This window comes from Rhodopseudomonas boonkerdii, assembly GCF_021184025.1.
Lineage (GTDB): Bacteria > Pseudomonadota > Alphaproteobacteria > Rhizobiales > Xanthobacteraceae > Tardiphaga > Tardiphaga boonkerdii.
Map to the genome: position 1 here is coordinate 3853432 of NZ_CP036537.1, position 24985 is coordinate 3878416.

21 protein-coding genes are annotated in these 24985 nt (G+C 63.2%); 13 read left to right on the plus strand and 8 right to left on the minus strand.

The window, feature by feature from the left end; all coding sequences use genetic code 11:
- Positions 1 to 102 precede the first annotated feature (102 nt).
- On the minus strand, positions 103 to 1725 hold the full coding sequence (locus E0H22_RS17715) for an ABC transporter substrate-binding protein (protein ID WP_233026412.1): 1623 nt from the start codon (positions 1723 to 1725) through the stop codon (positions 103 to 105).
- 356 nt (positions 1726 to 2081) lie between these two features.
- Here E0H22_RS17715 and E0H22_RS17720 point away from each other — a divergent pair, with 356 nt between their 5' ends.
- From E0H22_RS17720 to E0H22_RS17760, 9 genes are all read left to right on the plus strand, one after another.
- On the plus strand, positions 2082 to 3215 hold the full coding sequence (locus tag E0H22_RS17720) for a M20/M25/M40 family metallo-hydrolase (RefSeq protein WP_233022306.1): 1134 nt from the start codon (positions 2082 to 2084) through the stop codon (positions 3213 to 3215).
- Between the two features lie 207 nt (positions 3216 to 3422).
- Entirely contained in the window at positions 3423 to 4364 is a 942-nt protein-coding gene (locus tag E0H22_RS17725) for an ABC transporter permease (RefSeq protein WP_233022307.1), read from the plus strand.
- A 13-nt stretch (positions 4365 to 4377) separates the two neighbouring features.
- The gene (locus E0H22_RS17730) at positions 4378 to 5262 is read left to right on the plus strand and encodes an ABC transporter permease (RefSeq protein ID WP_233022308.1); all 885 of its coding nucleotides are present in this window, start codon (positions 4378 to 4380) and stop codon (positions 5260 to 5262) included.
- Positions 5263 to 5300: 38 nt separating this feature from the next.
- A complete protein-coding gene (locus E0H22_RS17735) occupies positions 5301 to 6962 on the plus strand; it encodes an ABC transporter ATP-binding protein (protein WP_233022309.1) in 1662 nt (553 codons plus the stop codon).
- Between the two features lie 280 nt (positions 6963 to 7242).
- Positions 7243 to 8766: a M81 family metallopeptidase gene (locus tag E0H22_RS17740; RefSeq protein ID WP_233022310.1), complete on the plus strand. Its 1524-nt coding sequence runs from the start codon at positions 7243 to 7245 to the stop codon at positions 8764 to 8766.
- A gap of 172 nt (positions 8767 to 8938) precedes the next feature.
- A complete protein-coding gene (locus tag E0H22_RS17745; protein ID WP_233022311.1) occupies positions 8939 to 10099 on the plus strand; it encodes a M20 aminoacylase family protein in 1161 nt (386 codons plus the stop codon).
- Between the two features lie 5 nt (positions 10100 to 10104).
- Positions 10105 to 11520 (plus strand): amidase, encoded by a 1416-nt coding sequence (locus E0H22_RS17750; protein ID WP_233022312.1) that lies wholly within the window; start codon positions 10105 to 10107, stop codon positions 11518 to 11520.
- A 157-nt stretch (positions 11521 to 11677) separates the two neighbouring features.
- Positions 11678 to 12568 carry a crotonase/enoyl-CoA hydratase family protein gene (locus tag E0H22_RS17755; RefSeq protein WP_233022313.1) on the plus strand — a complete coding sequence of 297 codons (891 nt, stop codon included), beginning with the start codon at positions 11678 to 11680 and terminating at the stop codon, positions 12566 to 12568.
- 18 nt (positions 12569 to 12586) lie between these two features.
- Complete coding sequence (locus tag E0H22_RS17760; RefSeq protein ID WP_233022314.1) at positions 12587 to 13279, plus strand: alpha/beta fold hydrolase; 693 nt, start codon at positions 12587 to 12589, stop codon at positions 13277 to 13279.
- A gap of 18 nt (positions 13280 to 13297) precedes the next feature.
- Here the strand turns inward: E0H22_RS17760 and E0H22_RS17765 are convergent, their stop codons facing one another.
- The 4 genes from E0H22_RS17765 to E0H22_RS17780 all read right to left on the minus strand — a co-directional run bounded on the left by E0H22_RS17765 (position 13298) and on the right by E0H22_RS17780 (position 17879).
- Positions 13298 to 15343: a methyl-accepting chemotaxis protein gene (locus tag E0H22_RS17765; RefSeq protein WP_233022315.1), complete on the minus strand. Its 2046-nt coding sequence runs from the start codon at positions 15341 to 15343 to the stop codon at positions 13298 to 13300.
- 77 nt (positions 15344 to 15420) lie between these two features.
- The gene (locus E0H22_RS17770; protein ID WP_233022316.1) at positions 15421 to 16398 is read right to left on the minus strand and encodes an NADPH:quinone oxidoreductase family protein; all 978 of its coding nucleotides are present in this window, start codon (positions 16396 to 16398) and stop codon (positions 15421 to 15423) included.
- Complete coding sequence (locus E0H22_RS17775) at positions 16398 to 17018, minus strand: 2-hydroxychromene-2-carboxylate isomerase (RefSeq protein ID WP_233022317.1); 621 nt, start codon at positions 17016 to 17018, stop codon at positions 16398 to 16400. Before E0H22_RS17775 ends, E0H22_RS17770 begins: the two co-directional genes overlap by 1 nt.
- Before the next feature lie 153 nt (positions 17019 to 17171).
- Entirely contained in the window at positions 17172 to 17879 is a 708-nt protein-coding gene (locus tag E0H22_RS17780; protein ID WP_233022318.1) for a glutathione S-transferase N-terminal domain-containing protein, read from the minus strand.
- A 164-nt stretch (positions 17880 to 18043) separates the two neighbouring features.
- Here E0H22_RS17780 and E0H22_RS17785 point away from each other — a divergent pair, with 164 nt between their 5' ends.
- A complete protein-coding gene (locus E0H22_RS17785) occupies positions 18044 to 19066 on the plus strand; it encodes a methionine synthase (protein ID WP_233022319.1) in 1023 nt (340 codons plus the stop codon).
- 98 nt (positions 19067 to 19164) lie between these two features.
- Here E0H22_RS17785 and E0H22_RS17790 read toward each other — a convergent pair whose 3' ends face one another.
- From E0H22_RS17790 to E0H22_RS17800, 3 genes are all read right to left on the minus strand, one after another.
- Positions 19165 to 19800 (minus strand): hypothetical protein, encoded by a 636-nt coding sequence (locus E0H22_RS17790; RefSeq protein WP_233022320.1) that lies wholly within the window; start codon positions 19798 to 19800, stop codon positions 19165 to 19167.
- Positions 19801 to 19950: 150 nt separating this feature from the next.
- On the minus strand, positions 19951 to 20475 hold the full coding sequence (gpt, locus tag E0H22_RS17795) for a xanthine phosphoribosyltransferase (protein WP_233022321.1): 525 nt from the start codon (positions 20473 to 20475) through the stop codon (positions 19951 to 19953).
- A gap of 29 nt (positions 20476 to 20504) precedes the next feature.
- Positions 20505 to 21239, minus strand: a complete 735-nt coding sequence (locus E0H22_RS17800; protein WP_233022322.1) for a competence/damage-inducible protein A — start codon at positions 21237 to 21239, stop codon at positions 20505 to 20507.
- 221 nt (positions 21240 to 21460) lie between these two features.
- Between E0H22_RS17800 and E0H22_RS17805 the strand changes: the two genes are divergently transcribed.
- The 3 genes from E0H22_RS17805 to E0H22_RS17815 all read left to right on the plus strand — a co-directional run bounded on the left by E0H22_RS17805 (position 21461) and on the right by E0H22_RS17815 (position 24848).
- Positions 21461 to 22879, plus strand: a complete 1419-nt coding sequence (locus E0H22_RS17805) for a circularly permuted type 2 ATP-grasp protein (protein ID WP_233022323.1) — start codon at positions 21461 to 21463, stop codon at positions 22877 to 22879.
- 170 nt (positions 22880 to 23049) lie between these two features.
- The gene (locus E0H22_RS17810) at positions 23050 to 23994 is read left to right on the plus strand and encodes an alpha-E domain-containing protein (protein WP_233022324.1); all 945 of its coding nucleotides are present in this window, start codon (positions 23050 to 23052) and stop codon (positions 23992 to 23994) included.
- A 17-nt stretch (positions 23995 to 24011) separates the two neighbouring features.
- On the plus strand, positions 24012 to 24848 hold the full coding sequence (locus E0H22_RS17815; protein WP_233022325.1) for a transglutaminase family protein: 837 nt from the start codon (positions 24012 to 24014) through the stop codon (positions 24846 to 24848).
- The last annotated feature ends 137 nt before the right edge of the window (positions 24849 to 24985 follow it).

Here is a 24985-nt window from a genome sequence, read left to right on the forward strand (position 1 = left end):
CGCCGGCCTGATCGCTCAGGCCGGCGTTGATGAGTCCAAACGGATCACAATTCAGAACCGTAAAGCGAATGAGCGCAGCCTCATCCGCCTTGCGGATTTCGATCAGTCTTCCTTCTTGTCGATGTTCCAGAACATCGGAATGGCGGCACCCTTGGTGACACCGGTCAGCGACTTGCGCCAGATGCTCGGAACCTTGTATTCGCCGAGGGGGATGTAGATCACCTTGTCGTAGATCTCCTTCTGCACTTCTGCAGCGAGCTTCTTCTGCTCTTCCGGCGTGGTCGCACGCGCATATTTGTCGCGCAGCACTTCCAGCTCGGCATCTTCGCTCCAGCCGAACCAGCCGCCATTGCTCTTGCCACGGCCGGAGGTCGCGACATTGCTGATCGGATTGAGAATGTCCGCGCCAACCCAGTTCGAGAAGAACATGTTCCAGCCGCCTTCCTTCACGGGCTTCTGGCTCGGACGACGGCTGAGCACCGTCTGCCAGTCGGTCGCCTGCACCTCGACCTTGAAGCCGGCATTGCGGAGCAACTGCGCGGCAACGATCGGCTGAGCCTTGAGCGTGGTCACATCGGTCGGCGCCATGATCACGACGGGCGTGCCGTCATAACCCGCCTCGGCGAGCAGCTTCTTGGCTTCCTCGACGCCATTGCCCTTCACAAGGGTTTCCGAACCGACATCCGTCGCATTCGGCGTATCGCAGCCGAACACCGCGCCGCAGACCTTGTAATATTGGGGATCGCCGACCAGCGCATCCAGCACCGGCTTCTGGCTCATCGCCAGAAAGGCGGCACGGCGAATCTTCGGATTGTCGAAGGGCGGGTTGAGGAAGTTCATGCGGCCGAAGGTCTGGAAGCCCAGCGGGTTCAGCACTTCGATCTGAAGCTCCGGATCCTTCGACAGAACCGGCAGCAGATCGTAGGGACCGTTTTCCATGAAGTCGATGTCACCCGATTGCAGCGCATTCACCGCGGTCTGCGCATCGGGCATGGTGATCCACTCGACGCGATCGACCTTCACCACCTTGCCGCCAGCCTGCCAGTCGGTCGGCTCGGAGCGCGGCTTGTACTCCTTGAACTTCTCGTAGACGGCCTTCACGCCCGGCTGAAATTCGGACTGCACGAATTTGAAGGGACCCGAGCCGATCTGCTCGGAAATCGCCTTGCCTGCCGGTGTTTCGGCGAGACGCTTCGGCATCATGAACGGCACCAGCGACGACGGCTTGGCGATCGAATCCAGAACGAGACCGTAGGGCTCCTTCAGCGTCAGCACGATGGTCTTGGCGTCGGGCGCCTCGATGCTCTTGGTGAAATCCATGAGCTTCTGGCCCATGCCGTCATTGCGGCCCCAGCGCTGCAGCGAGGCGACGCAGTCTTCCGCCGTCACCGGCTTGCCGTCATGCCACAACAGGCCGTCGCGCAGCGTGAATGTATAGACAAGCTTGTCGTCGGAGACCTTCCAGTCGGCCATCTGCGGCTTGATCTCGTATTTCGAGTTCATGCCGAGCAGCGTGTCGTAAACCATATAGCCGTGATCGCGGACGATATAGCCGGTCGTGATACCGGGATCGAGCACGCGCAGGTCGGAATGCATCACGGCGGTGATGGTCTTGCCGGCCGCATGCACAGGCGACGACAGCACCGGCAACGCGAGGGCAGCCGCAACCGCCAAACCCGGCAGCGCAAATTTCGTGATGGCCGCGGAACGCAGCCAACGTGACATATCAAACACTCAATCTCTCCTGACTGGAATCTCATCATCGATCGATGATCGATTGTGCAATGCGATGGAATTTTGAGCCCCTTCGCATATTGCCTTTATCAATTAGGCATCAAAGCCTTGCATCAAGCGCGATGCGGGTCAATCGTGTTTTCAACGCGGTGCATCGACTCGTTCCAAAGTCTGCTCGACAGAACATCTCCGCAACGATCTGTGGCGATGTGCATCGTTAATTTGCAAAGGCAATCACGCTGCTGCAATGTCGCGCATGAGCGCTCAAGACATGATCACCCGGTGGTCACCTCATGTCGCGAGCGTTCATTGACGACCAAAAGTTCTCACCCAAGAGGAATGACTTGATGAATCCCGCCGAACTCCCCTTCGATCTCGAAGACATGTTGAAAGGCCTGCGCGTCTGGGTCGAATGCGAAAGCCCCACCTGGGACGCGAACGCCGTCAACAGCATGCTCGACCTCGCCGCCCGCGACATGCAGATCATGGGTGCGACCATCGAGCGCATCGCGGGACGTCAGGGTTTCGGCGGCTGCATCCGCGCGCGTTTTCCACATCCGAAATTCGGCGAGCCCGGCATTCTGATCGCCGGCCACATGGATACCGTGCATCCGATCGGGACCATCGAGAAGCTGAAATGGCGACGTGACGGCGAACGCTGCTACGGTCCCGCGATCTGCGACATGAAGGGCGGCAACTATCTGTCGCTCGAAGCGATCCGCCAGCTCATGCGCATCTCCTACACCACGCCGCTGCCGATTACCGTGCTGTTCACGCCGGATGAGGAAGTCGGCACGCCCTCCACCCGCGACATCATCGAAGCCGAAGCCGCGCGCAACAAATATGTGCTGGTGCCCGAGCCGGGCAGCGCCAATAACGGCGTGACATCGGGGCGCTATGCCATTGCCCGCTTCAATCTCGAAACCATCGGCCGCCCCAGCCATTCCGGCGCCACGCTGTCGAACGGCCGCTCGGCGATCCGCGAAATGGCCAAGAAGATCGTGCAGATCGACGAGATGACCGGCCCGGATTGCACCTTCAGCGTCGGCATCGTGCATGGCGGACAATGGGTCAATTGCGTCGCCTCCTCCTGCACCGGCGAAGCGCTCAGCATGGCCAAACGCCAGGAAGATCTCGACAAGGGTGTCGAGCGCATGCTCGCTCTCTCGGGTACCGAGAATGACGTGCAGTTCAAGGTCACCCGCGGCGTGACGCGACCGGTGTGGGAACCCTCCGCGGCCACCATGGCGCTGTTCGAGAAGGCCAAGGCCATCAATGCCGGCCTGGGCCTGCCCGAACTGACCCATGGCAGCAAGGGTGGCGGTTCCGACGGCAATTTTACCGGCGCCATGGGTATCCCGACACTTGACGGCCTCGGCGTGCATGGCGCCGACATGCACACGCTCAACGAATATATCATCGCGCAAAGCCTGGTGGATCGCGGCCGCCTGATGGCGGGATTGCTGGCGACACTGGATTAATGCAGCCTCGCCCGGTTCGCGCCGTGCATACCGCGACGCGAACCGAAGCTGGCACGGGTCTTGCTCTTTTGAATGCTAATGAATTTCGGGTTGAGGTGCACCGCGACTGTCGGACTGATGAAGATCAATTACTGTGCGCCCGTGACGTTTCCGGTTGACCGATATGGTCCAGTTACGTTCGATCAACACGACCAATAGGACAACGTTATGCTCGGATATCTCATTCGCCGTATTCTGGCGGCCATTCCCGTCATGGGCGTGGTGGCGCTGTTTGTATTCCTGCTGTTGCGCCTGACGCCGGGCGATCCCGCCGCGATCATCGCCGGCGACAATGCGACACCGGAACAGCTCGAGCGCATCCGCACCTCGCTCGGTCTCAACGAGCCGCTCTATACGCAGTTCTTCAGCTGGGTCTGGCGCCTGCTGCATGGCGACTTCGGCACCTCGCTGATCTCCAACGTGCCGGTGCTGCAGATGGTCAATCAGCGCATCGAGCCGTCCTTGAGCGTCGCGCTCAGCGTGATGCTGGTTTCGATCTGCGTGGCGATCCCGCTCGGGGTCATCGCCGCATGGAAGCATGGCACCTGGATCGATCGTCTCGTCATGGCGCTGTCGGTGATCGGCTTCTCCGTTCCTGTTTTCGTCATCGGCTATGTGCTGGTGCAGATCTTTGCGATCGAGCTGCGCTGGGTGCCGGTGCAGGGCTTCCGCAGCATCACCCGTGGTTTCGGTCCGTTCTTCGAACGCATGGTGCTCCCCACCGTCGCGCTCTCATTCGTCTATGTGGCGCTGATCGCGCGCATGACGCGCGCGGCGATGCTCAACGTGCTTGGCGAGGACTTCGTCCGCACCGCGCGTGCCAAGGGCATCAATGAAGGCTCGGTGCTGTTCCGCCACGCGCTGCGCAATGCGGCCGTCCCCGTCATCACCGTGATCGGCACCGGCTTCGCGCTGCTGATCTCCGGCGTCGTCGTCACCGAGAGCGTGTTCAACCTGCCCGGCATCGGACGCCTCACCGTCGACGCCGTGCTGGCGCGCGACTTCCCGGTGATCCAGGCCATGATCCTGCTCACCTCAGGCGTCTATGTCTGTGTCAATTTGCTGATCGACCTTGCCTACGCATTGCTCGATCCCAGAATTCGTTACTAGGAAGTCGTATCCGATGGCGATCGAGTCTCTCCCCAATCCCGCCCTTCCCTCGCGCCGCGGTCCGTCGCTCGGCTTTCTCACGGCAACACCGATCATCGCGATCGCGACGATCTGTCTGACGCTGGTGATCCTGTCCGCGATCTTCGCTCCGTGGCTGACCTCGCACGACCCGCAATTGCTGGCGCCCGCGATGCGCCTGAAGCCGGCCAGCGCGGAATATCTGCTCGGCACCGACGCCTATGGGCGCGACGTGCTGGCGCGTATTCTCTATGGCGGCCGCATCTCGCTGCTGATCGGTCTCGGCGCTGCCGTCACCAGCATCGTGATCGGCCTGTGCATCGGCCTGTTCTCCGGCTTCTTCAAGTGGATGGACGCCATCCTGATGCGCGTCATGGACGGCCTGATGGCGATGCCAGGCGTGCTGCTGGCGATCGCGGTCGTGTCGCTCTCCGGCGCCACGCTGACCACCGTGCTGATCGCGATCACCATTCCGGAGATTCCGCGCGTGGCGCGTCTGGTCCGCTCGGTGGTGCTGTCGGCACGTGAAGAGCCCTATGTGGAAGCGGCGATCTCGCTCGGCACCAGCATGCCGAAGATCATGTGGAAGCATCTGGTGCCGAACACCGTGGCGCCGCTGATCGTGCAAGGCACCTTCATCGCGGCTTCCGCCATTCTCACCGAGGCGATCCTGAGCTTCCTCGGCGCCGGCATCTCGCCGGAAACGCCGACCTGGGGCAACATCATGGCCGAGGGCCGCGCCTTCTTCCAGGTCAAGCCCTCGCTGATCTTCTGGCCCGGACTTCTCCTGTCCGTCGCCATTCTGTCGGTCAACCTGATCGGCGACGCCGCGCGCGACGCCCTCGATCCCCGCATGCAGCAGCGGGAGGCCGGCAAGTGAACGACATCGTGAAACCTGTACTCAACGAGAGCACCCCCTTGAACGAACGTCCCATCGCTCTCGATATCGAGAACCTCGTCGTCGCCGTCGGCAAGGACGGTAAAGGCAAGCGCATCCTCGACGGCGTATCGCTGCAGGTGCGCCAGGGCGAAACGCTTTGCGTGGTCGGCGAAAGCGGCTCCGGCAAGTCGGTGACCTCGCTGGCCACCATGGGCCTGTTGCCAAAGGACTCGCTGAAGGCGACCTCCGGCAGCATCAAGCTGGTCGGCGAGGACGTGCTGAAGGCGAATGATCGCCGCCTGCGCGACCTCCGCGCCACCACCATGGCGATGATCTTCCAGGAGCCGATGACGGCACTCAATCCGGTCGTCACCGTGGGCAAGCAGATCGACGAGGTGCTGCGCACCCACACGAACCTCTCGGCCTCCGCGCGTCGTGCCAAAATTCTCGACATGATGGAGCAGGTGCGCCTGCCCGACGTGAAGCGCATTTTCGCGTCCTATCCGCACCGCCTCTCCGGCGGTCAGCGCCAGCGCATCATGATCGCCATGGCGCTGGTGCTGGAGCCGAAACTGCTGATCGCCGACGAGCCGACCACCGCGCTCGACGTCACCACCCAGGCGCAAATCCTGAAACTGATCCGCGACCTGCAGAAGGATCACGGCACCGCCGTGCTGTTCATCACCCATGACATGGGCGTGGTGGCCGACATCGCCGACCGCGTCGCGGTGATGCGTCAGGGCCGGCTGGTGGAAACCGGACCGCTGAAGCAGATCCTCAGCGCGCCGACCATGGACTATACGCGCAACCTGCTCTCCGCCGTGCCGAGCCTCGTGCCGCGCCCGCCGCGTGTCGAGGAAGGCTTCAATCCGGTGGTGCTGGAAGCCAATGAGCTCGGCAAGGTCTATCGCGAACGTTCGATGTTCGGAAAGCCGCGCGAAGTGCATGCAGCCAAGGATGTGACGCTGACGCTGCGCAAGGGCCGCACCCTCGGCATCGTCGGCGAAAGCGGTTCGGGCAAGTCCACCGTCGCCCGCTGCATCGTCCGCCTGATCGATCCGACCTCGGGCGGCGTTCGCCTCGCCGGCCGCGAGATCTCGGACCTGTCGCGCCATGCGCTGCAGCCGCATCGCAAGAAGATCCAGATCGTGTTCCAGGACCCGTATCGCTCGCTCAATCCGCGCATCACCGTCGGTGAATCCATCATCGAAGGGCCGATCAATTTCGGCGTGAAGCGCCCGGCAGCGATGGCGCGCGCGCGCGAGCTGCTCGAACTCGTCGGTCTGCCGCCGGATGCGGTGTCGCGCTATCCGCATCAGTTCTCCGGCGGCCAGCGCCAGCGCATCGCCATTGCGCGCGCGCTTGCGCTGGAGCCGGAAGTCCTGGTGGCGGACGAAGCCGTCTCCGCACTCGACGTTTCGGTGCAGGCGCAGGTGCTGAAGCTGCTGGACGACATCCAGACCCGCCTCGGCATCGCCATCCTGTTCATCACCCACGACCTTCGCGTCGCCGCGCAGATTTGCGATGACGTGGCCGTGATGCAGCACGGCAAAGTGGTGGAACAGGGTCCGGCGGCGGATGTCCTTGCAAATCCGCAGCAGGCCTATACGCGCCAGCTGCTTGACGCCGCGCCCGGACGAGGATGGGATTTCGCGAACTTCCGTCCGGTCGATGGCGCTGTGGTGGCGTCGGCCGTTTAACCCATTCCGTCGTTCCGCAGGGTTATCGCATATGAAACTTACGGCATCCCGTTGCCATCCTTCGAGACGCGGCCAAGCGGCCGCTCCTCAGGATGAGGGTTGAGCATATCGCTGTAGAAGACCCTCATGGTGAGGAGCCCGCAAAGCGGGCGTCTCGAACCATGCAGGCCAAGAACTATCGCCATCGCTTGAACTCTATGTGCGATCCCTCTGCGCCATTACGGGTCTGCGCCTTCGGCCCAGCCCGGAATGACGATAACTTTGCGAACCGAGTGCCATCATGACCCGTATCGCCGTCGGCGGCTTCCTGCACGAGACCAACACCTTCGCGCCCACCAAGGCCACCTATGAGGCCTTCGTGCATGGCGGCGGATGGCCGTCGATGACACACGGCGCCGATGTGCTCAAGGTAATGCGCGGCATCAATGTCGGCCTTGCCGGCTTCAATGAGGAAGCGACCGCGCGCGGCTGGGAACTGGTCCCGACGATCGCCGCGGCAGCCAGCCCCTCGGCGCATGTGACGAAGGACGCGTTCGAGCGCATCGTCGGCGAAATGATCGACGGCATCAGGAAAGCGCTGCCGGTGGACGCCGTCTATCTCGACCTGCACGGCGCGATGGTGGCCGAACATTTCGACGATGGCGAGCGCGAGATCACGCGCCGCGTGCGCGAGGTGATCGGACCGGACATTCCGTTCGTGGTCAGCCTCGACCTGCACGGCAACATCTCGCCTGAGACGGTCGAATACACCGACGCGCTCATTGCCTATCGCACCTATCCGCATGTGGACATGGCCGACACCGGCCGCGCCTGCGCCCGCCATCTGGCACTGCTGCTGGCCGGCAATCGCTTTGCCAAGGCGTTCCGGCAATTGCCGTTCCTGATCCCGATCAGCTGGCAATGCACCAACGACGAGCCCACGAAAAGCATCTATCAGAAGCTCGCGGCGCTGGAAGACGATCAGGTGCCGACGCTGTCGTTCTGCCCGGGCTTTCCGGCGGCGGATTTCAAGGATTGCTGCCCGAGCGTGTTTGCCTATGGCGTGACGCAGGCCGATGCCGAAGCGGCGGCGGAGACGGTTGTGAAGCTGGTGATGGGCCACGAGAACGATTTCGACGGCAAGATCTATCAGCCGGATGAAGGCGTGCTGCATGCGATGGAGCTGGCAAAGACGCTGACCAAACCTGTCGTAATTGCGGATACGCAGGACAATCCCGGTGCCGGCGGCGACAGCGACACCACCGGCATGCTCCGCGCGCTGGTGAGGAACAAAGCTGTCAAGGCCGCCCATGGCGTGATCTACGATCCCGCCGCCGCCGCTGCGGCCCATGCGGCCGGCGAAGGCGCCACGATGAAACTCGCCATCGGCGGCAAGTCGGGCATTCCCGGCGATGCGCCTTATGAGAACACATTCGTTGTCGAGAAGCTTTCAGACGGCAAGTTCGTCGCGCCCGGCCCCTATTACGGCGGCCGCGATATGGATATGGGCCCCTCGGCCTGCCTGCGCATCGACGATGTCCGCGTGGTGATCTCCTCATACAAGGCGCAGCTCGCCGATCAGTCGATGTATCGCTATGTCGGCATCGAGCCGACCGAACAGAACATCCTCGTCAACAAGAGCTCCGTGCATTTCCGCGCCGACTTCGAGCCGATCGCCGGCGCGCTTCTGATCTGCGCCGCACCCGGCGCGATGCCGGCGGATACGTCGGTGCTCCCCTGGAAGCACCTGCGGCCAGGCCTCAAGCTGAAGCCGAACGGCGTGCCGTTCACGCCTGACACGACGTCGCCAGGTCTCGCGCCGTAACTCTTCGTGCCCCGACGCGATACGATACGCAGTATCGCTTCGCAGAGCCGGGACCTTACCAAACGCCGGAGCCTGCTACGGTCCCGGCTCTGCGAAGCGGCATGAAGACATGCCGCATCGCGTCCGGGACAAGTAAGAAAGTCGTTTCATCTACTCATCCGAGGAACCCATCATGCCCACACTCGAACGCATCGACGCCTTCGCTGACGAACTCACCGCCATCCGCCGCGATCTTCACGCACATCCGGAAATCGGCTTCGAGGAAGTCCGCACCTCCGGCATCGTCGCCGACAAGCTCGCCAGCTGGGGCGTCGAGGTGCATCGCGGTCTCGGCGGCACCGGCGTGGTCGGCACGCTGAAGGGCAAGGGCAACGGTACCAAGCGCATCGGCCTGCGCGCCGACATGGACGCGCTGCCGATGGAGGAGAACACCAATCTCGCCTGGCGCTCGACCATTCCCGGCCGCTTCCACGGCTGCGGCCATGACGGCCACACCACCATGCTGCTCGGCACCGCGCGCTATCTCGCCGAGACCCGTAATTTCGACGGCACCGTGCATTTCATCTTCCAGCCCGCCGAAGAAGGCCTCGGCGGCGCCCGCGCGATGATCAAGGACGGGCTGTTCAAGCAGTTTCCCTGCGACGAAATCTACGGCCTGCACAATGCGCCCGACATGAATCACGGCGAGGTCGGCATCTTCCCCGGCCCCGCGATGGCGGCGGCGGATTTCTTCGATATCCACATCAAGGGCTATGGCGCCCATGGCGCGATGCCGGAACGCTCGAAGGACCCCGTGGTGATCGCCATGACGCTCGGCCAGGCGATGCAGTCTATCGTTAGCCGTAATATCGACCCATTCCAGTCGGCGGTGTTGTCGATCACCCAGATCCATTCGGGTTCGGCCTATAACGTCATTCCCGACGACGCGAAACTGTGCGGCACCGTGCGCTGCTTCTCGGAAACCGTGCGCCAGCAGATCCGTGATCGCATGCATGCTCTCGCCAAAGGTATCGCGACGGCCTTCGGCGTCGAGATCACCGTCGACATCCGCGACGGCTTCAGCGTGCTGGTCAATCAGGAAGAGCACAGCAAGGCCGTGGAAGAAGTCGCGCGTACCATCGTGGGCGACGCCAATGTGATCACGCGTTCGAAGCCGAAGATGGGCTCGGAAGATTTCGCCGACATGCTGCATGCGGTGCCCGGCGCTTACTTCTGGGTCGGCCATGACGGCTCGGTGCCGGTGCACAATCCCGGCTACTATCTGGATGACAAGATCCTCCCCATCGGAGCCAGCATGTTCGCCCGCATCGTCGAAACCCGGCTGCCGGTGTAAGCGCCATGAGTGACGGGATCAGCAAGGCCACCGCGCTCCACGAAATGTCGGCGACCGAGCTGATCGCCGGCTACAAGGCGAAAACATTCTCGCCGAGCGAAGCGTTTGAGGATGTGCTCTCCCATATCGCAACGTGGGAGCCGCATCTTCACGCGCTCTATGCTTTCGACCCCGATACCGGCCGCGCCGTCGCGAAGGAATCGACGGCACGCTGGGCGAAGGGGGCACCGGTCGGCCCGCTCGACGGCGTGCCGACCACGGTGAAGGAGAACATCGCCACCAAGGGGCACGCGATTCCGCTCGGCACGGCAGCGATGCCGCTGGTGCCCTCGCCGGTCGATGCGCCGCCGGCGGCGCGGCTGCGCGAAGCCGGTGCCGTGATCTTCTCCAAGACCACCATGCCCGATTACGGCATGCTGTCGTCGGGCGTCTCCAGCTTCCACGCCTTGACGCGCAATCCGTGGGACCTTTCGCAAAATCCCGGCGGCTCCTCGGCCGGCGCCGGTGCGGCTGCCGCAGCAGGCTATGGCCCGCTGCATCTCGGCACGGATATCGGCGGCTCCGTGCGCCTGCCCGCCGGCTGGTGTGGCCTCGCCACGTTGAAGCCGAGCCTCGGCCGCGTACCGATCGATCCGCCCTTTGTCGGCCGCTGCGCCGGCCCGATGACGCGCAGCATCGACGACACCGCCTTGATGATGAGCGTGCTGTCGCTGCCAGACGCGCGCGATGGCATGAGCCTGCCGCCGGCAGACATTGCATGGACCTCACTGGACGGATTCGCGCCGAAAGGCGTTCGCATCGGTCTTACGCTCGATGTGGATTTCGGCCTGCCGCTCGACAACGAGGTGCGCGAGACCGTGCGCGCCGCGGCGAAAGCATTTGAAGCAGCCGGCGCGACCGTCGTCGAGGTGCCCTGGGTGATGAATGGCGATCATCTCAGGGGCCTCGACGCGTTCTGGCGTGCCCGCGCATGGGATGACATCTCGAAACTATCGCCGGAAGCACAGGCAAAGATCCTGCCCTTCATCTTCGAGTGGGCGAAAGGCGGTTCGCAGCTCTCCGGCGGCGATGTGGTGCGCGGTTTCAACTGCACGATGGCGATCCGCGCCAATGCAGCGAAGGCCTTTGCCGATCTCGACTACATGCTGTCACCGGTGGCGCCGATCGTGAGCTACGCGGCGGAGCTCCCCGCGCCGACCAATGACAGCAAGCATCCGCTCGACCATATCGGCTATACCGTGCCATGGAACATGGCGGAAAATCCGGCCGCGTCGATCAATGCCGGTTACAGCGCCAAAGGCTTTCCCATCGGTCTGCAGATCGCAGGACGCCGCTTCGACGATCACGGCGTGCTGAAGATGGCGAAATTCTTCGAGAGCATCCGCGGGCCGCAGAAGCCGTGGCCGAAAGTGCCGACGTAATTTCGGCCGTTGTAATTCCGTAGGATGGGTAGAGCGAAGCGAAACCCATCACCGCACACGCCTGCGGTGAAGGGTTTCGCTTCGCTCTACCCATCCTACACGCTACAATCGACGGCGAACCACCGCCCAACAAAACAAAAACGGGAGAGAAACCGACATGGCCTATGAGACCATCCTTTACAGCGTCGAGGACCAGATCCTCACCATCACGCTGAACCGCCCCGACAAGCTCAACGCCTATAACGCCACCATGCAGGCGGAGCTGATCGACGCTTTCGACAAGGCCGACGCCGACGACAATGTGCGCGCCATCATCATCACCGGCGCCGGCCGCGGTTTTTGCGCAGGTGCAGACCTTTCCTCCGGCGCCGACACCTTCGACCGCGATGCGCGACGCGGCCCGGTGAAGCGCAACGCCGACGGCAAGGTCGATTACAGCGATCCGATGGTGCGCGACGGCGGCGGCCAGGTGACGCTGCGCATGTTCAAATGCCTCAAGCCTGTCATCGGCGCCATCAATGGCCCGGCAGTCGGCATCGGCGCCACCATGCAGCTCGCCATGGACATCCGCATCGCCTCGGAAAACGCGCGCTTCGGCTTCGTGTTCTCCCAGCGCGGCATCGTGCCGGAGGCGGCATCGAGCTGGTTCCTGCCGCGCATCGTCGGCATCTCGCAGGCGCTGGAATGGTGCTATTCCGGCCGCGTGTTCCCGGCGCAGGAAGCACTGGCCGGACGGCTCGTCAGCAAGGTCGTGGCGCATGACGACTTGCTGCCCACCGCCCGCGCGCTGGCGAAAACCTTCATGGAGAAGACCGCACCGGTCTCGGTCGCGCTGATCCGCCAGATGATGTGGCGCCTTTCCGCTATGGACGATCCGATGGAAGCCCACAAGATCGACAGCCGCGGCATCTATGCGCGCGGGCGCTCGGAAGATGTCAAGGAAGGCGTCGTCGCCTTCCTTGAAAAACGCCCCGCCGAGTTTAAGAACAAGGTCAGCGCCGACATGCCCGATTACTTCCCATGGTGGGACGAGCGCGAATACAAATAGGACCTTGCAAGCGAGATCATGACTTATTCGACGCCCTCCGATCGTCCATCCGAGGGCGTCGTTTTCCTGCACGGCATCAGCCGTTCGTTCCGCTCCCTGATCAAGCTGCAGCAGGCGGTGGACAAAGCCGGCTTCGCCACAAGGAACATCGGCTATCCCAGCCGGCACAAGGCACTGTCCGACCTGGCGGATGATATCCATCCCGCCATAGCTCCCTTCACCGCAGCGAATGAAGGCTGCACGCATTTCGTCTGCCATTCGATGGGCGGCCTGCTGGCGCGCGTTTATATCGCGCGGCACCGCCCCGCGCGCCTCGGCCGCGTGGTGATGCTGGGCACGCCGAACGGAGGCAGCGAGATCGCCGATGCTCTCAGAACGCGGCTACTGTACCGGCTGTATTTCGGCCCGGCCGGCCAGCAACTGGTGACGGCACGCGACGCCACCACCGAATCCCTGCTGCCTGCGGTGGACTATCCGGTCGGCGTCATCGCCGGCAATCGCTCGCTCGATCCCATCGCTTCACGTTTCATGCTGCCGGGTGCCAATGATGGCCGCGTCACCGTCGCGCGCACGCGGCTGGAAGGCATGGCCGATCACATCGTGATCCCCGCCTCGCACGCGTTCATGATGAAGAACAAGGAGGCGATCGCGCAGACCATCGCGTTTTTGACAGATGGGCGCTTCCGTCGGGCGGATGAGCCGAAAGCATAATCCGGCCGACGGCGACGCTTACGCGGCCTTGATCGCAGCGAGAAAACGCTCGACCTGATCGCGCATCTGGCCCGACTGCCGGGCGAGATCGTCGGAGGCCGACAGCACTTCGCCCGCCGATGAGCCGGTATCGCCGGCCATGTCGGTGACGCCGCTGATGGTGCGTGAAATCTCGTTGGCGCCCTGGGCGGCATGCTGGACATTCCGCGCGATTTCCTGCGTCGCCGCGCTCTGCTCTTCCACCGCGCTGGCGATGGAGGATGCGATCTCGTTGATGCTGCCGATGGTGCCCGTGATGGCGCGGATGGCATCGACGGCATCGCCGGACGACGACTGGATCGCCGCGATCTGGGCACGGATTTCCTCGGTGGCCTTCGCCGTCTGGCCGGCAAGGCTCTTCACCTCTGACGCCACCACCGAGAAGCCGCGGCCGGCATCGCCGGCACGCGCGGCCTCGATGGTCGCGTTGAGCGCGAGCAGGTTGGTCTGGCTGGCGATCTCGGTGATGAGATTGACGACATCGCCGATGCGCTCGGCCGCGGACGACAGCGCCATGACGGTGTCATTGGTGCGGCCGGCTTCCTCCACTGCCTTCTGGGCGATGGCGGCGGAATGCGAGACCTGACGGCCGATCTCGACCACGGAGCTCGACAGCTCCTCCGCAGCCGCGGCGACGGTCTGCACATTGGTCGAGGTCTCCGTCGACGCGGCGGTCACGACGGTCGCCTGACGGATGGTTTCGCCCGCCGTGGAGCTCAGCGACTCCGCCGTACCCTGAAGCTGCGACGATGCCGTCGTCAACGACGACAGCAAGGCACCGATCTCCTCGTCGAAGCGACCGGTCAGTTCCGTCACGCGCGCCGTGCGCGCGCTGCGGCGATTGATCTCCTCGGCCTCGCGTGCGCTCAGCTCGTTGGTCTTGATCATGTTGTCCTTGAAGACGGCGACTGCGCGCGCCATGCCGCCGATCTCATCGCGACGATCGGTGCCGACGATGTCGGTGGTCACATCGCCATTGGCGAGATCGGTCATCGAAGCCGACAGCACGCCGATCGGACGCGTGATGCTGCGCGCCATGGCGAGCACCGCGGCGCCGCTGATCAGCAATGCCAACAGCATCAGCACGGAGGCCATGGTCAGCGTGCGGGCCGCATCTGCCTTCTTGCTCGCGACCGTTTTAGCGAGCTGATCGGCGAGACCGTCTTCGACGGCCTTCAAGAGATCGATGCGGGCGGTGCTGGCGTCGAACCATGTCTTGCTGTCCAGCGACTTGAAATCCCCGGTGAGGCCACCCTGCTCGATGGTCTTGCGCATGGCATCGACGCGCTCAATCACCGGGCCCGACATGGTGCGCGTGAACAGCTCCAGCGCCTGCGGCGTCGCCGAGGCGCGGAAGGCGGCGAAGAAACCTTCCTGACCGGCAGCCAGACCAATGCCGCGCGAAAAGGCGGGCAGTTCGAACTTGCCGGCGGCGATGCCGCCGGCATTGAGGGCGCGCTCCTGCCCTGCCCGCTCCTTGCCCTCGATCAGATTGGCATAGGCGGAGATCGCCTTGGAGATATCGTCATCGGTGCTGAGCTTGGCGATGCCGGTAATGACGGCGATCTGCCTTGCGATGGTCTCGGTCATGCGACCAACCGCGGCGGACGGCGCGATGGCAAGGCTGTCCACCTCGCTGCGCAGCCCGTCGAGCTTGCCGATGATATCGGCGGCACGATCGGCGGCCGACGCGAGGTCGGTCGCTGTCGCGCGCTTCAGTTCGCCAAGCGCGGAGACGGCAACCGCGCGCTCCGCATCGGTGCGTTTGCGCTGCTCCGGCAGCTCGCCGCGCATCTGCGCGCCCTTGCTGCTGACGAAAGCGGAGGTCATGCCGCGCTCCTTCTGCAATTCATGCACGAGGCGGCTGAGCTTGGTGACACCTGCGGCGACCGGCTCGAGCCGGTCCATCTCGGCGTAAACGTTCGCCTTGCTGGCGATTTCATACGCCGCCATGGCGGCAACGATGATCAAAGGAAGAATAGCGGACAGAGCAATACGATAGAGAATTTTTGTGTGCTTCAACATGGTCATCCTCACCTGTGACACACGTTGTACGGGCATAATCGTAAAGGAACATCGTGTTCGAAATGACCAAACTTTGATCACTCCATCAGCAGCGCCACGCGCCCAATTGCCTTTCGATCGGTCAGCAAGCGCATTGCTTGTGCAACATTGGCGAGTGGCAGACGATGCGAGACATTGGGGCGAATCTTGCCGGCTTCGGCCCATGCGAGCAGCGCCGCGATGCGCGCCTCGCCGATCGCGGGATCGCGTCGCGCGGCCTCACCGGCGCGGACGCCGAGCACGCTGGCGCCCTTGATCAGCACGAGATTCGTCTTCGCGACTCCGATGCCGCCGGTGAAACCGATCACCAACAGTCGCGCGCCCCAGGCGATGCAGCGCAAGCTCTGTTCGAAGATATCGCCGCCGACCGGATCGAACACCACATCGGCGCCCTTCCCCTCGGTGATGCGCTTCACCGCGTCCCTGAACGGCTCGGCACCGTAGACAATGCAGTGCTCGGCGCCGCGCGCTTTGGCCACCGCCAGCTTCTCTTCCGACGACGCCGCAGCGATGACGGTGGCGCCGAGCAGCTTGCCGATCTCGACGGCCGCGAGGCCGACGCCGCCGCCGCCGCCATGCACCAGCAGCACCTCGCCGGACTTCAGTTGTCCGCGATCCACCAGCGCGTGATGCGCGGTGCCGTGGGCGGCGAGGAAGGTGGCGCCTTCCGCATAGTCGAAGGTCGAGGGCAGTGGCGTGAGCTGCGATGGAGACACCACGACCTCCTCCGCATAACCGCCGAAGCGCAGCTTGACGATGACGCGGTCGCCAAGCTTGAAACCTTTCAAGTCATCGGCGATCTCGCTGATGTCGCCGGCGGCTTCCATGCCGGGCGTGAACGGCAGTTCGGGCTTGAGCTGATATTCGCCGGCGGCCATCAGGATATCCGGGAAATTGATGCCGGCGGCACGGATGCGGATACGGATCTGTCCGGGCTTCAAGGGCTGTGCTGCAAATTCCTCGAGGCGCAGCGTTTCGGGCGGACCGAGTTCACGGCAGACAATGGCTCTGGGCATCAGACGGCGCTCGCTTTGCGACGCTGCAGCGCCTCGCGAATCAGCGGCAAGCGGTCATTGCCGAAATACATGTCGGTTTTGTCGAGATAGATGGTGGGCGAGCCGAAGCCGCCGCGCGCCATCACCTCATCGGTGTTGATCTTGAGCTGATCCTTGATGGCCTGCTCATTGATGCCGGCGAACAAGCGCGCGGGATCGACGCCGCTGCGCGTGCAGACCTCGGTCAGCACCTCGTCCTTCGAGATGTCCCGGTCCTCCCCCCAATAGATTTCGAACACCGCGCGAGCGAACGGCACCATCCTGCCCGGCTGCTCGCGCTGCAGCCAGATGCAGCCGCGCATGGCCTTGACGCTGTTCACGGGAAACACGCTGGGCGGCATCTTGATGGTGAGGCCGGCGGAGCGCGCCCAATCCCCGAGATCTTTCTTCATGTAGCGCGCTTTGGCCGGCACCGGCGTTTCGCGCGAGGCATAGACCGAGGGATTGATCGTGTTGAAAATGCCGCCGACCAGGATCGGCCGCCAGGCGATTTCGGCGTCAAACTCCTTCGCCAGCGGCTGGATGTTATGAAAGGCGAGATAAGTCCAGGGACTGGAGCAATCGAAGAAGAATTCGATCATGGGTGTTTCCTCATTTTGTTGTTACGTAGCCGTCATCCTGAGGTGCCGGAGCGTAGCGGAGGCCTCGAAGGACGACGGCGAGCACGCCGGAGTTCGCTGCTATCCTTCGACGCTCGCAAGGGCTCGCACCTCAGGATGAGGGCAGAGTTTGTTTCATTGCTGCTGCGCCTGCGCATGCGACGGCTGATCCACGCCGAACATGATCTTCCGCGCCTGCTCGTCCATCGGTTTGCGCTCGGCCTTGCCGACCGCGAGGCCGGCCTGTACCTGCGGACGGGCGCGAAGCAGCGCGTACCAGCGTTTCACATTCGGGAAATCATCGAGCGTCAAGCCTTGCGCCTTGTGGGTCATGATCCACGGAAAGCAGGCGATGTCGGCGATAGAGTAGTCGCCCGCGATATAATCGCGGCCATCCGCGAGATGCGCGTCAAGCACGCCATAGAGGCGCTTGGCCTCGCGCGTGTAGCGGTCGATGGCATAAGGAATCTTCTCGGGCGCATAGAGCAGGAAATGGCCGTTCTGGCCGAGCATGGGCCCGAGCCCGCCCATCTGCCACATCACCCATTGCACCACATCGAAACGGCCGCGCTGCTCGGACGGCATGAAGCGGCCGGATTTCTCGGCGAGATAGATCAGGATCGCGCCACTCTCGAACATCGTGATGGGGGCACCGCCATCAGCAGGCGCGTGATCGACGATGGCGGGCATACGGCCGTTCGGCGACAGCTTCAGGAATTCCGGCCTATGCTGATCGCCGCGTCCGAGCTGCATCGGCACCACCCGATAAGGCAGGCCGCATTCCTCCAGCATGATGGTGATCTTCCAGCCGTTCGGTGTCGGCGCGTAATGCAGGTCGATCATGGGGGGTTCTCCCTCTCTTCGTCATTGCGAGCGTAGCGAAGCAATCCAGAAAGCCAAGAAGAAAGAGCTGGATTGCTTCGCTACGCTCGCAATGACGGAGCATGTACACAGCCCCTGGAACATGGCAGACAGGCGCCAGAACGGACAATTCCGGGGAGCGAACAATGCTGTTTCCAACCACCATCGCCGGCTCGCTGCCGAAGCCCGAATGGCTCGCCGAGCCCAACAAGCTCTGGCCGACCTGGCGCTCACAGGGCGAGGAGCTGCAGCGCGCCAAGCGCGACGCCACGCTACTGGCGGTGAAGGTACAGGAAGACGCCGGCGTCGACATCGTCACCGACGGCGAGCTGGCGCGACAGCATTTCGTCCACGGCTTCCTGGAAAAGGTCGAGGGCATCGATTTCAGAAACAAGGTCGAGATGGGCATACGCAACGATCGCTACAAGGCGATGGTTCCGCAAGTGATCGCGCCCCTGAAACTGTCTGGCCGCGTGCATGATTTCGAAGCGCAGATCGTGCGGGCGCATACGACGCGCAAATTCAAGTTCACCCTGCCCGGCCCGATGACCATCATCGACACGCTCTCGAACAGTCATTACAGCGATCGCATCGAGATGGCATTCGCCTTCGCCGAACTGCTCAATCAGGAAGCGCGCGCCTTGCAGGCCGACGGCGTCGACATGATCCAGTTCGACGAGCCGGCTTTCAACGTGTTCATGAAGGACGCGGCTGACTGGGGCGTGAAAGCGCTCGCGCGGGCGGCACAAGGGCTGACATGTGCCACCGCCGTTCACATCTGTTACGGATATGGCATCAAGGCCAATACGGACTGGAAGGAAACGCTCGGCGGCGAATGGCGGCAATATGAGGAGATCTTCCCGGCCATCGATGCTTCTGACATCCAGCAGGTCGCCATCGAATGCCGCAACTCCCGCGTACCGCTGGAATTGCTCGGGCTGCTGAAGAACAAGGTGGTGCAGGCCGGTGTGATCGATGTCGCGAGCGACGTCGTGGAGACGCCGGAGGATGTGGTCGCCACCATCGAGGCCGTGATGAAGCATGTGCCGAAAGAACGCATCGTGCCGACCACCAATTGCGGCATGGCGCCGACGCAGCGGGATATCTCGGAAGCGAAACTGCGGGCGCTCGGTGCGGGGGCGAAGCAGGCGCGGGAGAGGCTGGGGTAGCCACTCCGCTCCTCATGGTGAGGAGGCGCGAAGTGCCGTCTCGAACCATGAGCTAGCTGAGCCTCACGGCCATCCTTCGAGACGCGGCCTGCCGCTCCTCAGGATGAGGGTGGGGTGTGTGGGGACGCGCTTGGATGCAGCACCGGCCTGTATCCGGCGCGTAACGCCCGCATCGTTGATGGTGGCGTCAGCAATTGCGCATCGTGCAGAGCACCGTCGTGCTCCGCGTAGCCCGCAAATGACCATCGCCACACACCCCCATGTGCGATCAGATAGCTCTCGCCATCCGCCTCGACCATCGCACCTTCCGGCAGCGCCTCGATCGCCCCGTCGATCGAATGCAATCGCTTTCCTCGCCCATCCAGCCGCTCCGCATGCAGCACGCGATCGATCTCGGTCGCCTTCACGCCGGTGACGCCGTTGCCCAGCTCCCATGCAGTGCGAAACCGGTTGGCGTCGTCGCGGCGACAATAGAAGCAGGGGCGATGGCCGGCGGCGAAGGATGTGGCCTCATCCAGGAAAAACAGTTCGGTCCAGCTTTGCCGCGCCATCACATCGCGGCGGCGGCCACGGAATTCACAGACGCAGGTGATCCAGGCCGGGTTGGACCAGCGGCGATTCAGCAGAGTCTTTGTGTTAGGGTCATGGATAATGCCGCGATTGCCGGTGAACATGCCGCGGGCGGGCACGGCGACGATGTCGCCGAACGGGGTGACGCGGTTTTGAAGGGGCATATGGCGCGTCTCCCTTGCTCTATCTGTCATCGCCCGGCTCGACCGGGCGATCCAGTAAACGCCGGCCTATCGATCAAGCCGCTCCGCCTGTGTTTACTGGATCACCCGCTTTCGCGGGTGATGACATTGGGCGCGTATGACAGTTGGAGCTTACGCCGCCCCATCCCGCATCGGCGGCTGGAACGACAGGCCGAGATCCCACGGGAAGAAGATCCACGTATCCTGTGAGACTTCGGTGATGAACGTATCCACCAGCGGACGCCCCATCGGCTTCGCATAGACCGTCGCGAAATGCGCGTCGGGCAGCATCTCGCGCACCATGCGCGCGGTCTTGCCGGTGTCGACGAGATCGTCGACGATCAAGATCCCCTTGCCGGTGCCATTGCCGAGTTTCGCCGTGGCATCGGAAATGCCCTTCAGTATCTGCAACTCACCCTGCTTGTTATGTGCGTAGCTGGCGATACAAACCGTATCGATCACGCGCACGCCGAGTTCGCGCGCCACGATCGCCGCCGGCACGAGACCGCCGCGGGTGATCGCGACGATGGCTTCAAATGGCCCCACGCTGTTGAGCCGCCAGGTCAGTGCGCGGCAGTCGCGATGGAACTGATCCCACGACACTGGAAAGGCCTTGCCGGCACGCTCCTGCGCGCTCAGCTCCGGATGCTCAGCCATATCTTACTCCTTGAAAAACGGCTCGCCTGTTACTTCGCGGCGGCGAGCCCCGCAAGCATCTCCTTCACCGCATTCATGGCGGCGTCGAGCTTGGCTTGGTCGCGCGAACGCACCACGAGATTGGTGTTCGGCTTGCCCTGCTCGTCCATGAACGGATAGCTGCCGATAATCGTATCAGGATGTGCTGCGGCGATTTCGCGCAGCGGGCCGCCGACATCGCCTTCCCTGGCATTGGCCTTCACGGTGTCCGACAGCATGCGCAGGCCCGACCGCAGCTTCGGTGCCACGATGTCCATCATCGCCTGCATGATGCTGGGCACACCGGCCATCACGATCACGTTCTCGATCTTGAAACCCGGCGCCAGAATCGTCGCGCTCTGGATCAGATCCGCGCCGTCCGGAATGCGCGCCATGCGCAAGCGGGCTTCGTTGAGGTCCGCGCCAAAACGCTCCTGGAAACGTGCCACGACGTCCGGGTGGTGATCGATGCTGACACCAAAGGCTTTGGCGACGGAATCCGCCGTGATGTCGTCATGGGTCGGCCCGATGCCGCCCGTGGTAAAAACGTAGTCATAGCGTTGGCGCAGCGCGTTGAGCGCCGCAACGATGTCGGCCTCGTCGTCGGAGACGACGCGGACTTCCTTGAGGTCGATGCCGATATTGGTGAGGTATTCGGCGATATAGCCGATGTTCTTGTCCTTGGTCCGGCCGGACAGAATTTCGTCGCCGATCACCAGAATGGACGCTGTCACGATCTCGGTCATGTCTCACTTCCTCGCCTGATCAGGCACCATGCGCAGGCACAGCCCCGATGTCATCCGGTTATGCCGCCTAAACGTGCAGCGTCCAGCCGTTTTTTAGGGCAGCTTTTCCGCGCCCCCTACGAATTGCTCGTCCAGAATGCATATCGCGCTGGCCCGCCCCTTGCTACCGTCTCCTTTAGTCGTGCAATCTTGGACACGGCCTCGAACACAGTCAGGGGTATATGGCAGTCGCGTTCGACGAAATGAATGGGCTCGATGGCGCGCTCCGACCCGCCTATGAGGAGCTCTCACGCTGGCTCGAAGAGACGCCGCCGGACGCACTCGAACATCGCCGGCAAGAAGCCGAGTTGCTGTTTCGCCGCATCGGCATCACCTTCGCCGTCTATGGCGAGGCGGAATCCACCGAACGACTGATCCCCTTCGATGTCATCCCGCGCATCATCTCCGGCCGGGAATGGACGCGGCTGGAAACGGGATTGAAGCAGCGCACCCGCGCCATCAACATGTTCCTTAAGGATATCTATCACGGCCGCGACATTCTTCGCGCGGGCGTGGTGCCGGACGATCTGATCTTTCAGAATCCGGTGTTCCGGCCGGAGATGAACGGCCAGGACGTGCCGCACGATGTCTATGTGCATATTGCGGGGATCGACATCGTCCGCACCGACCCCAACGAATTTTACGTGCTCGAGGACAATGCGCGCACGCCCTCCGGGGTCTCCTACATGCTGGAGAACCGCGAGATCATGATGCGGCTGTTTCCCGACCTGTTCGCGCGACATCGCGTTGCGCCGGTGGAGAAATATCCGGACGAGTTGCTGTCCTGCCTGCGTTCGGTGGCGCCGCGCTCGGCCTCCACCGAACCGACTGTCGCGCTGCTGACGCCGGGCGTCTACAACTCGGCCTTCTACGAGCATTCGTTTCTGGCCGACAAGCTCGGTGTCGAACTGGTCGAAGGCCGCGACCTCATCGTGAAGAGCGACGAGGTGTTCATGCGCACCACCGAAGGGCTGAAGCGTGTGGACGTGCTGTATCGCCGGCTCGACGACGACTTCATCGATCCCCTCACCTTCCGTCCGGATTCCGCGCTCGGTGTCCCCGGTCTGATGTCGGCCTATATGGCGGGCAATATCACACTGGCCAACGCTGTCGGCACCGGGATCGCCGATGACAAGGCGATGTATAGCTACATGCCGGACATCGTGAAATTCTATCTCGGCGAAGAACCGATCCTGAAGAACGTGCCGACCTGGCGCTGCCGCGAGGCTGGCGATCTCGCTTACGTGCTCGACAATCTCGGCGACCTCGTCGTCAAGGAAGTGCATGGCTCCGGCGGCTACGGCATGCTGATCGGCCCCGCCGCGACGAAGGCGACCATCGAAGCTTTCCGCGACAAGCTGAAGCGCGAACCGGAAGGCTTTATCGCCCAGCCGACGCTGGCGCTCTCCACCTGCCCAACCTGCACCGCGACCGGCCTTGCGCCGCGCCATGTGGATCTGCGCCCCTTCGTGCTCACCGGCGCCAGGGAAAGCCGGATCGTGCCCGGCGGCCTCACCCGCGTGGCGTTGCAGGAGGGTTCGCTGGTGGTGAACTCGAGCCAGGGCGGCGGAACGAAGGATACGTGGATTCTGGATGAGTGAGATGATGGCCGCTCCCCGTGTCCCGGGCGCAATGCAGCGCAAGCGAAGCGCGGCGATGCTTTGCAAAACCGGGACCGCCACAAACACCTTACATTCGTGCGGTTCCGGTTCTGCGCAGCGGCATAAACATGCCGCTGCGCGCCCAGGACACGAGGCCATCGAGTAACACCATGCTGTCGCGCACCGCTGAAAATCTCTACTGGCTGGCCCGCTATATCGAGCGCGCCGAATATCTCGCACGCACCATAGAGGCGACGCTGCGCGTCACCGCGCTGCCGAGCGCGTATGTCGGCCAGACCAACGAATGGGACTCGGCGCTGCAGACCGCAGGCATCAGCGCCGGATTCTACAATTGTCACGCGGTCGCCGATGAAGAGAGCGTGGTCGAATATATCGCTTTCGCGCCGGGCAATCCGTCATCGATCCGCAACTGCATCGAGGCCGCGCGCCTCAATGCGCGCTCGGTGCGCACCGCATTGACCGGCGAGATGTGGGACACCATCAACGGCGCCTGGCTGGAATTGCAGTCGGTGTGGAACAACGGCACCAAATCGCGCGAGCAGCTCGCGCGCTTCCTGCGCTTCGTGCAGGAGACGTCGCTGCGCTTCGACGGTTCGGCCTATCGCACCATGCTGCGCAACGACGCCTATTGGTTCTCGCGGCTCGGCCTGCATCTGGAACGCGCCGACAACACCGCGCGCATTCTCGATGTGAAATATCACTTGCTGCTGCCGCAGGACGAGCATGTCGGCGGCCCCCTCGATTACTATCAGTGGACCTCGATCCTGCGCTCGGTCTCGGCGCTGACGGCCTATCACTGGGTCTATCGCGAGACGCTGAAGCCATGGCTCATCGCGGACCTCCTGATCCTCAACGACACGCTGCCGCGGTCGCTGGCGAGCTGCTACGGTAATCTCGTCCGCAACCTCGACCAGATCGGCGTCGCCTATGGCCGCCAAGGTGCGGCCCAGCGCCATGCGCGCGGCATCCGCAACCGGCTTGAACATAGCCATATCGACGATATCTTCCAGCGCGGCCTGCATGAATTCATTCAGGAATTCATTGCCGACAACAATCGGCTGGGCGAAATCATCGGCAAGCAATATCTGATCTGACACAACTCGATTTAAACATGCGCCTCCGCATCGCCCATTCCACCACCTATCGCTACGAGCCGCCGGCTTCCGGCGTCATCCAGATTCTGCGCATGACTCCCGGCAGCCATGACAGTCAGTATGTGGCGGACTGGCAGATCGACGTCTCCACCGACTCGCGCCTCGACAGGCATGAGGATGCGTTTGGCAACGTCACCCATGTGCTGACCCATGGGCCGCTGTCGGACCTTACCATCACCGTGGAGGGCCTCATCGAGACCCAGGACACCGGCGGCGTGCTGCGCGGCACTGACGAGCGCTTTCCGCCCAGCCTGTTCCTGCGCCCCACAAATCTCACCGACGTCACGCCGGCGATGGAGACGTTCGCGCGTGAACTGACGCCTTCGCCCGAGCATGACCCGCTTGGCTATCTGCATGCGCTGATGCTCGGCATCAACGCGCATATGATCTTCGACACCGATCCCACCAGCAGCGGCACCACCGCCAGCGAGGCCTTTTCGCTGAAGCGCGGCGTGTGCCAGGACTACGCGCATATCTTCATTGCCTGCGCCCGGGTCGGCGGCATCCCCGCCCGCTTCGTCTCCGGCCATTTCTGGCGGGCCGATGGGGCGAATCAGCAGGAGGCCGGCCATGCCTGGGCAGAAGCCCATGTGCCTGGGCTCGGCTGGATCGGCTTCGATCCGGCCAATGCCATCTGCACCACTGACGCCCACGCCCGCATCGCCATTGGCCTTGATTACCTCGGCGCTGCGCCGGTGCGCGGCACCCGCTATGGTGGCGGCATGGAAACGCTGACCGTGGCAGTGCGCGTTGACAAAGTCTCGGATCGCGGCCAGTCGCAGTTCCAGAGTTGATCTGTAGGGTGGGCAAAGCGCAGCGTGCGTGCCCACCACTTTGGGCCGGGTGGACAAGGGGGCACCGCTTTGCCCACCCTACAGGACGAGGTTGCCCGCCCCGCCGCCTGAGCGTAAGACGCTTTTCAGGTTCGAGA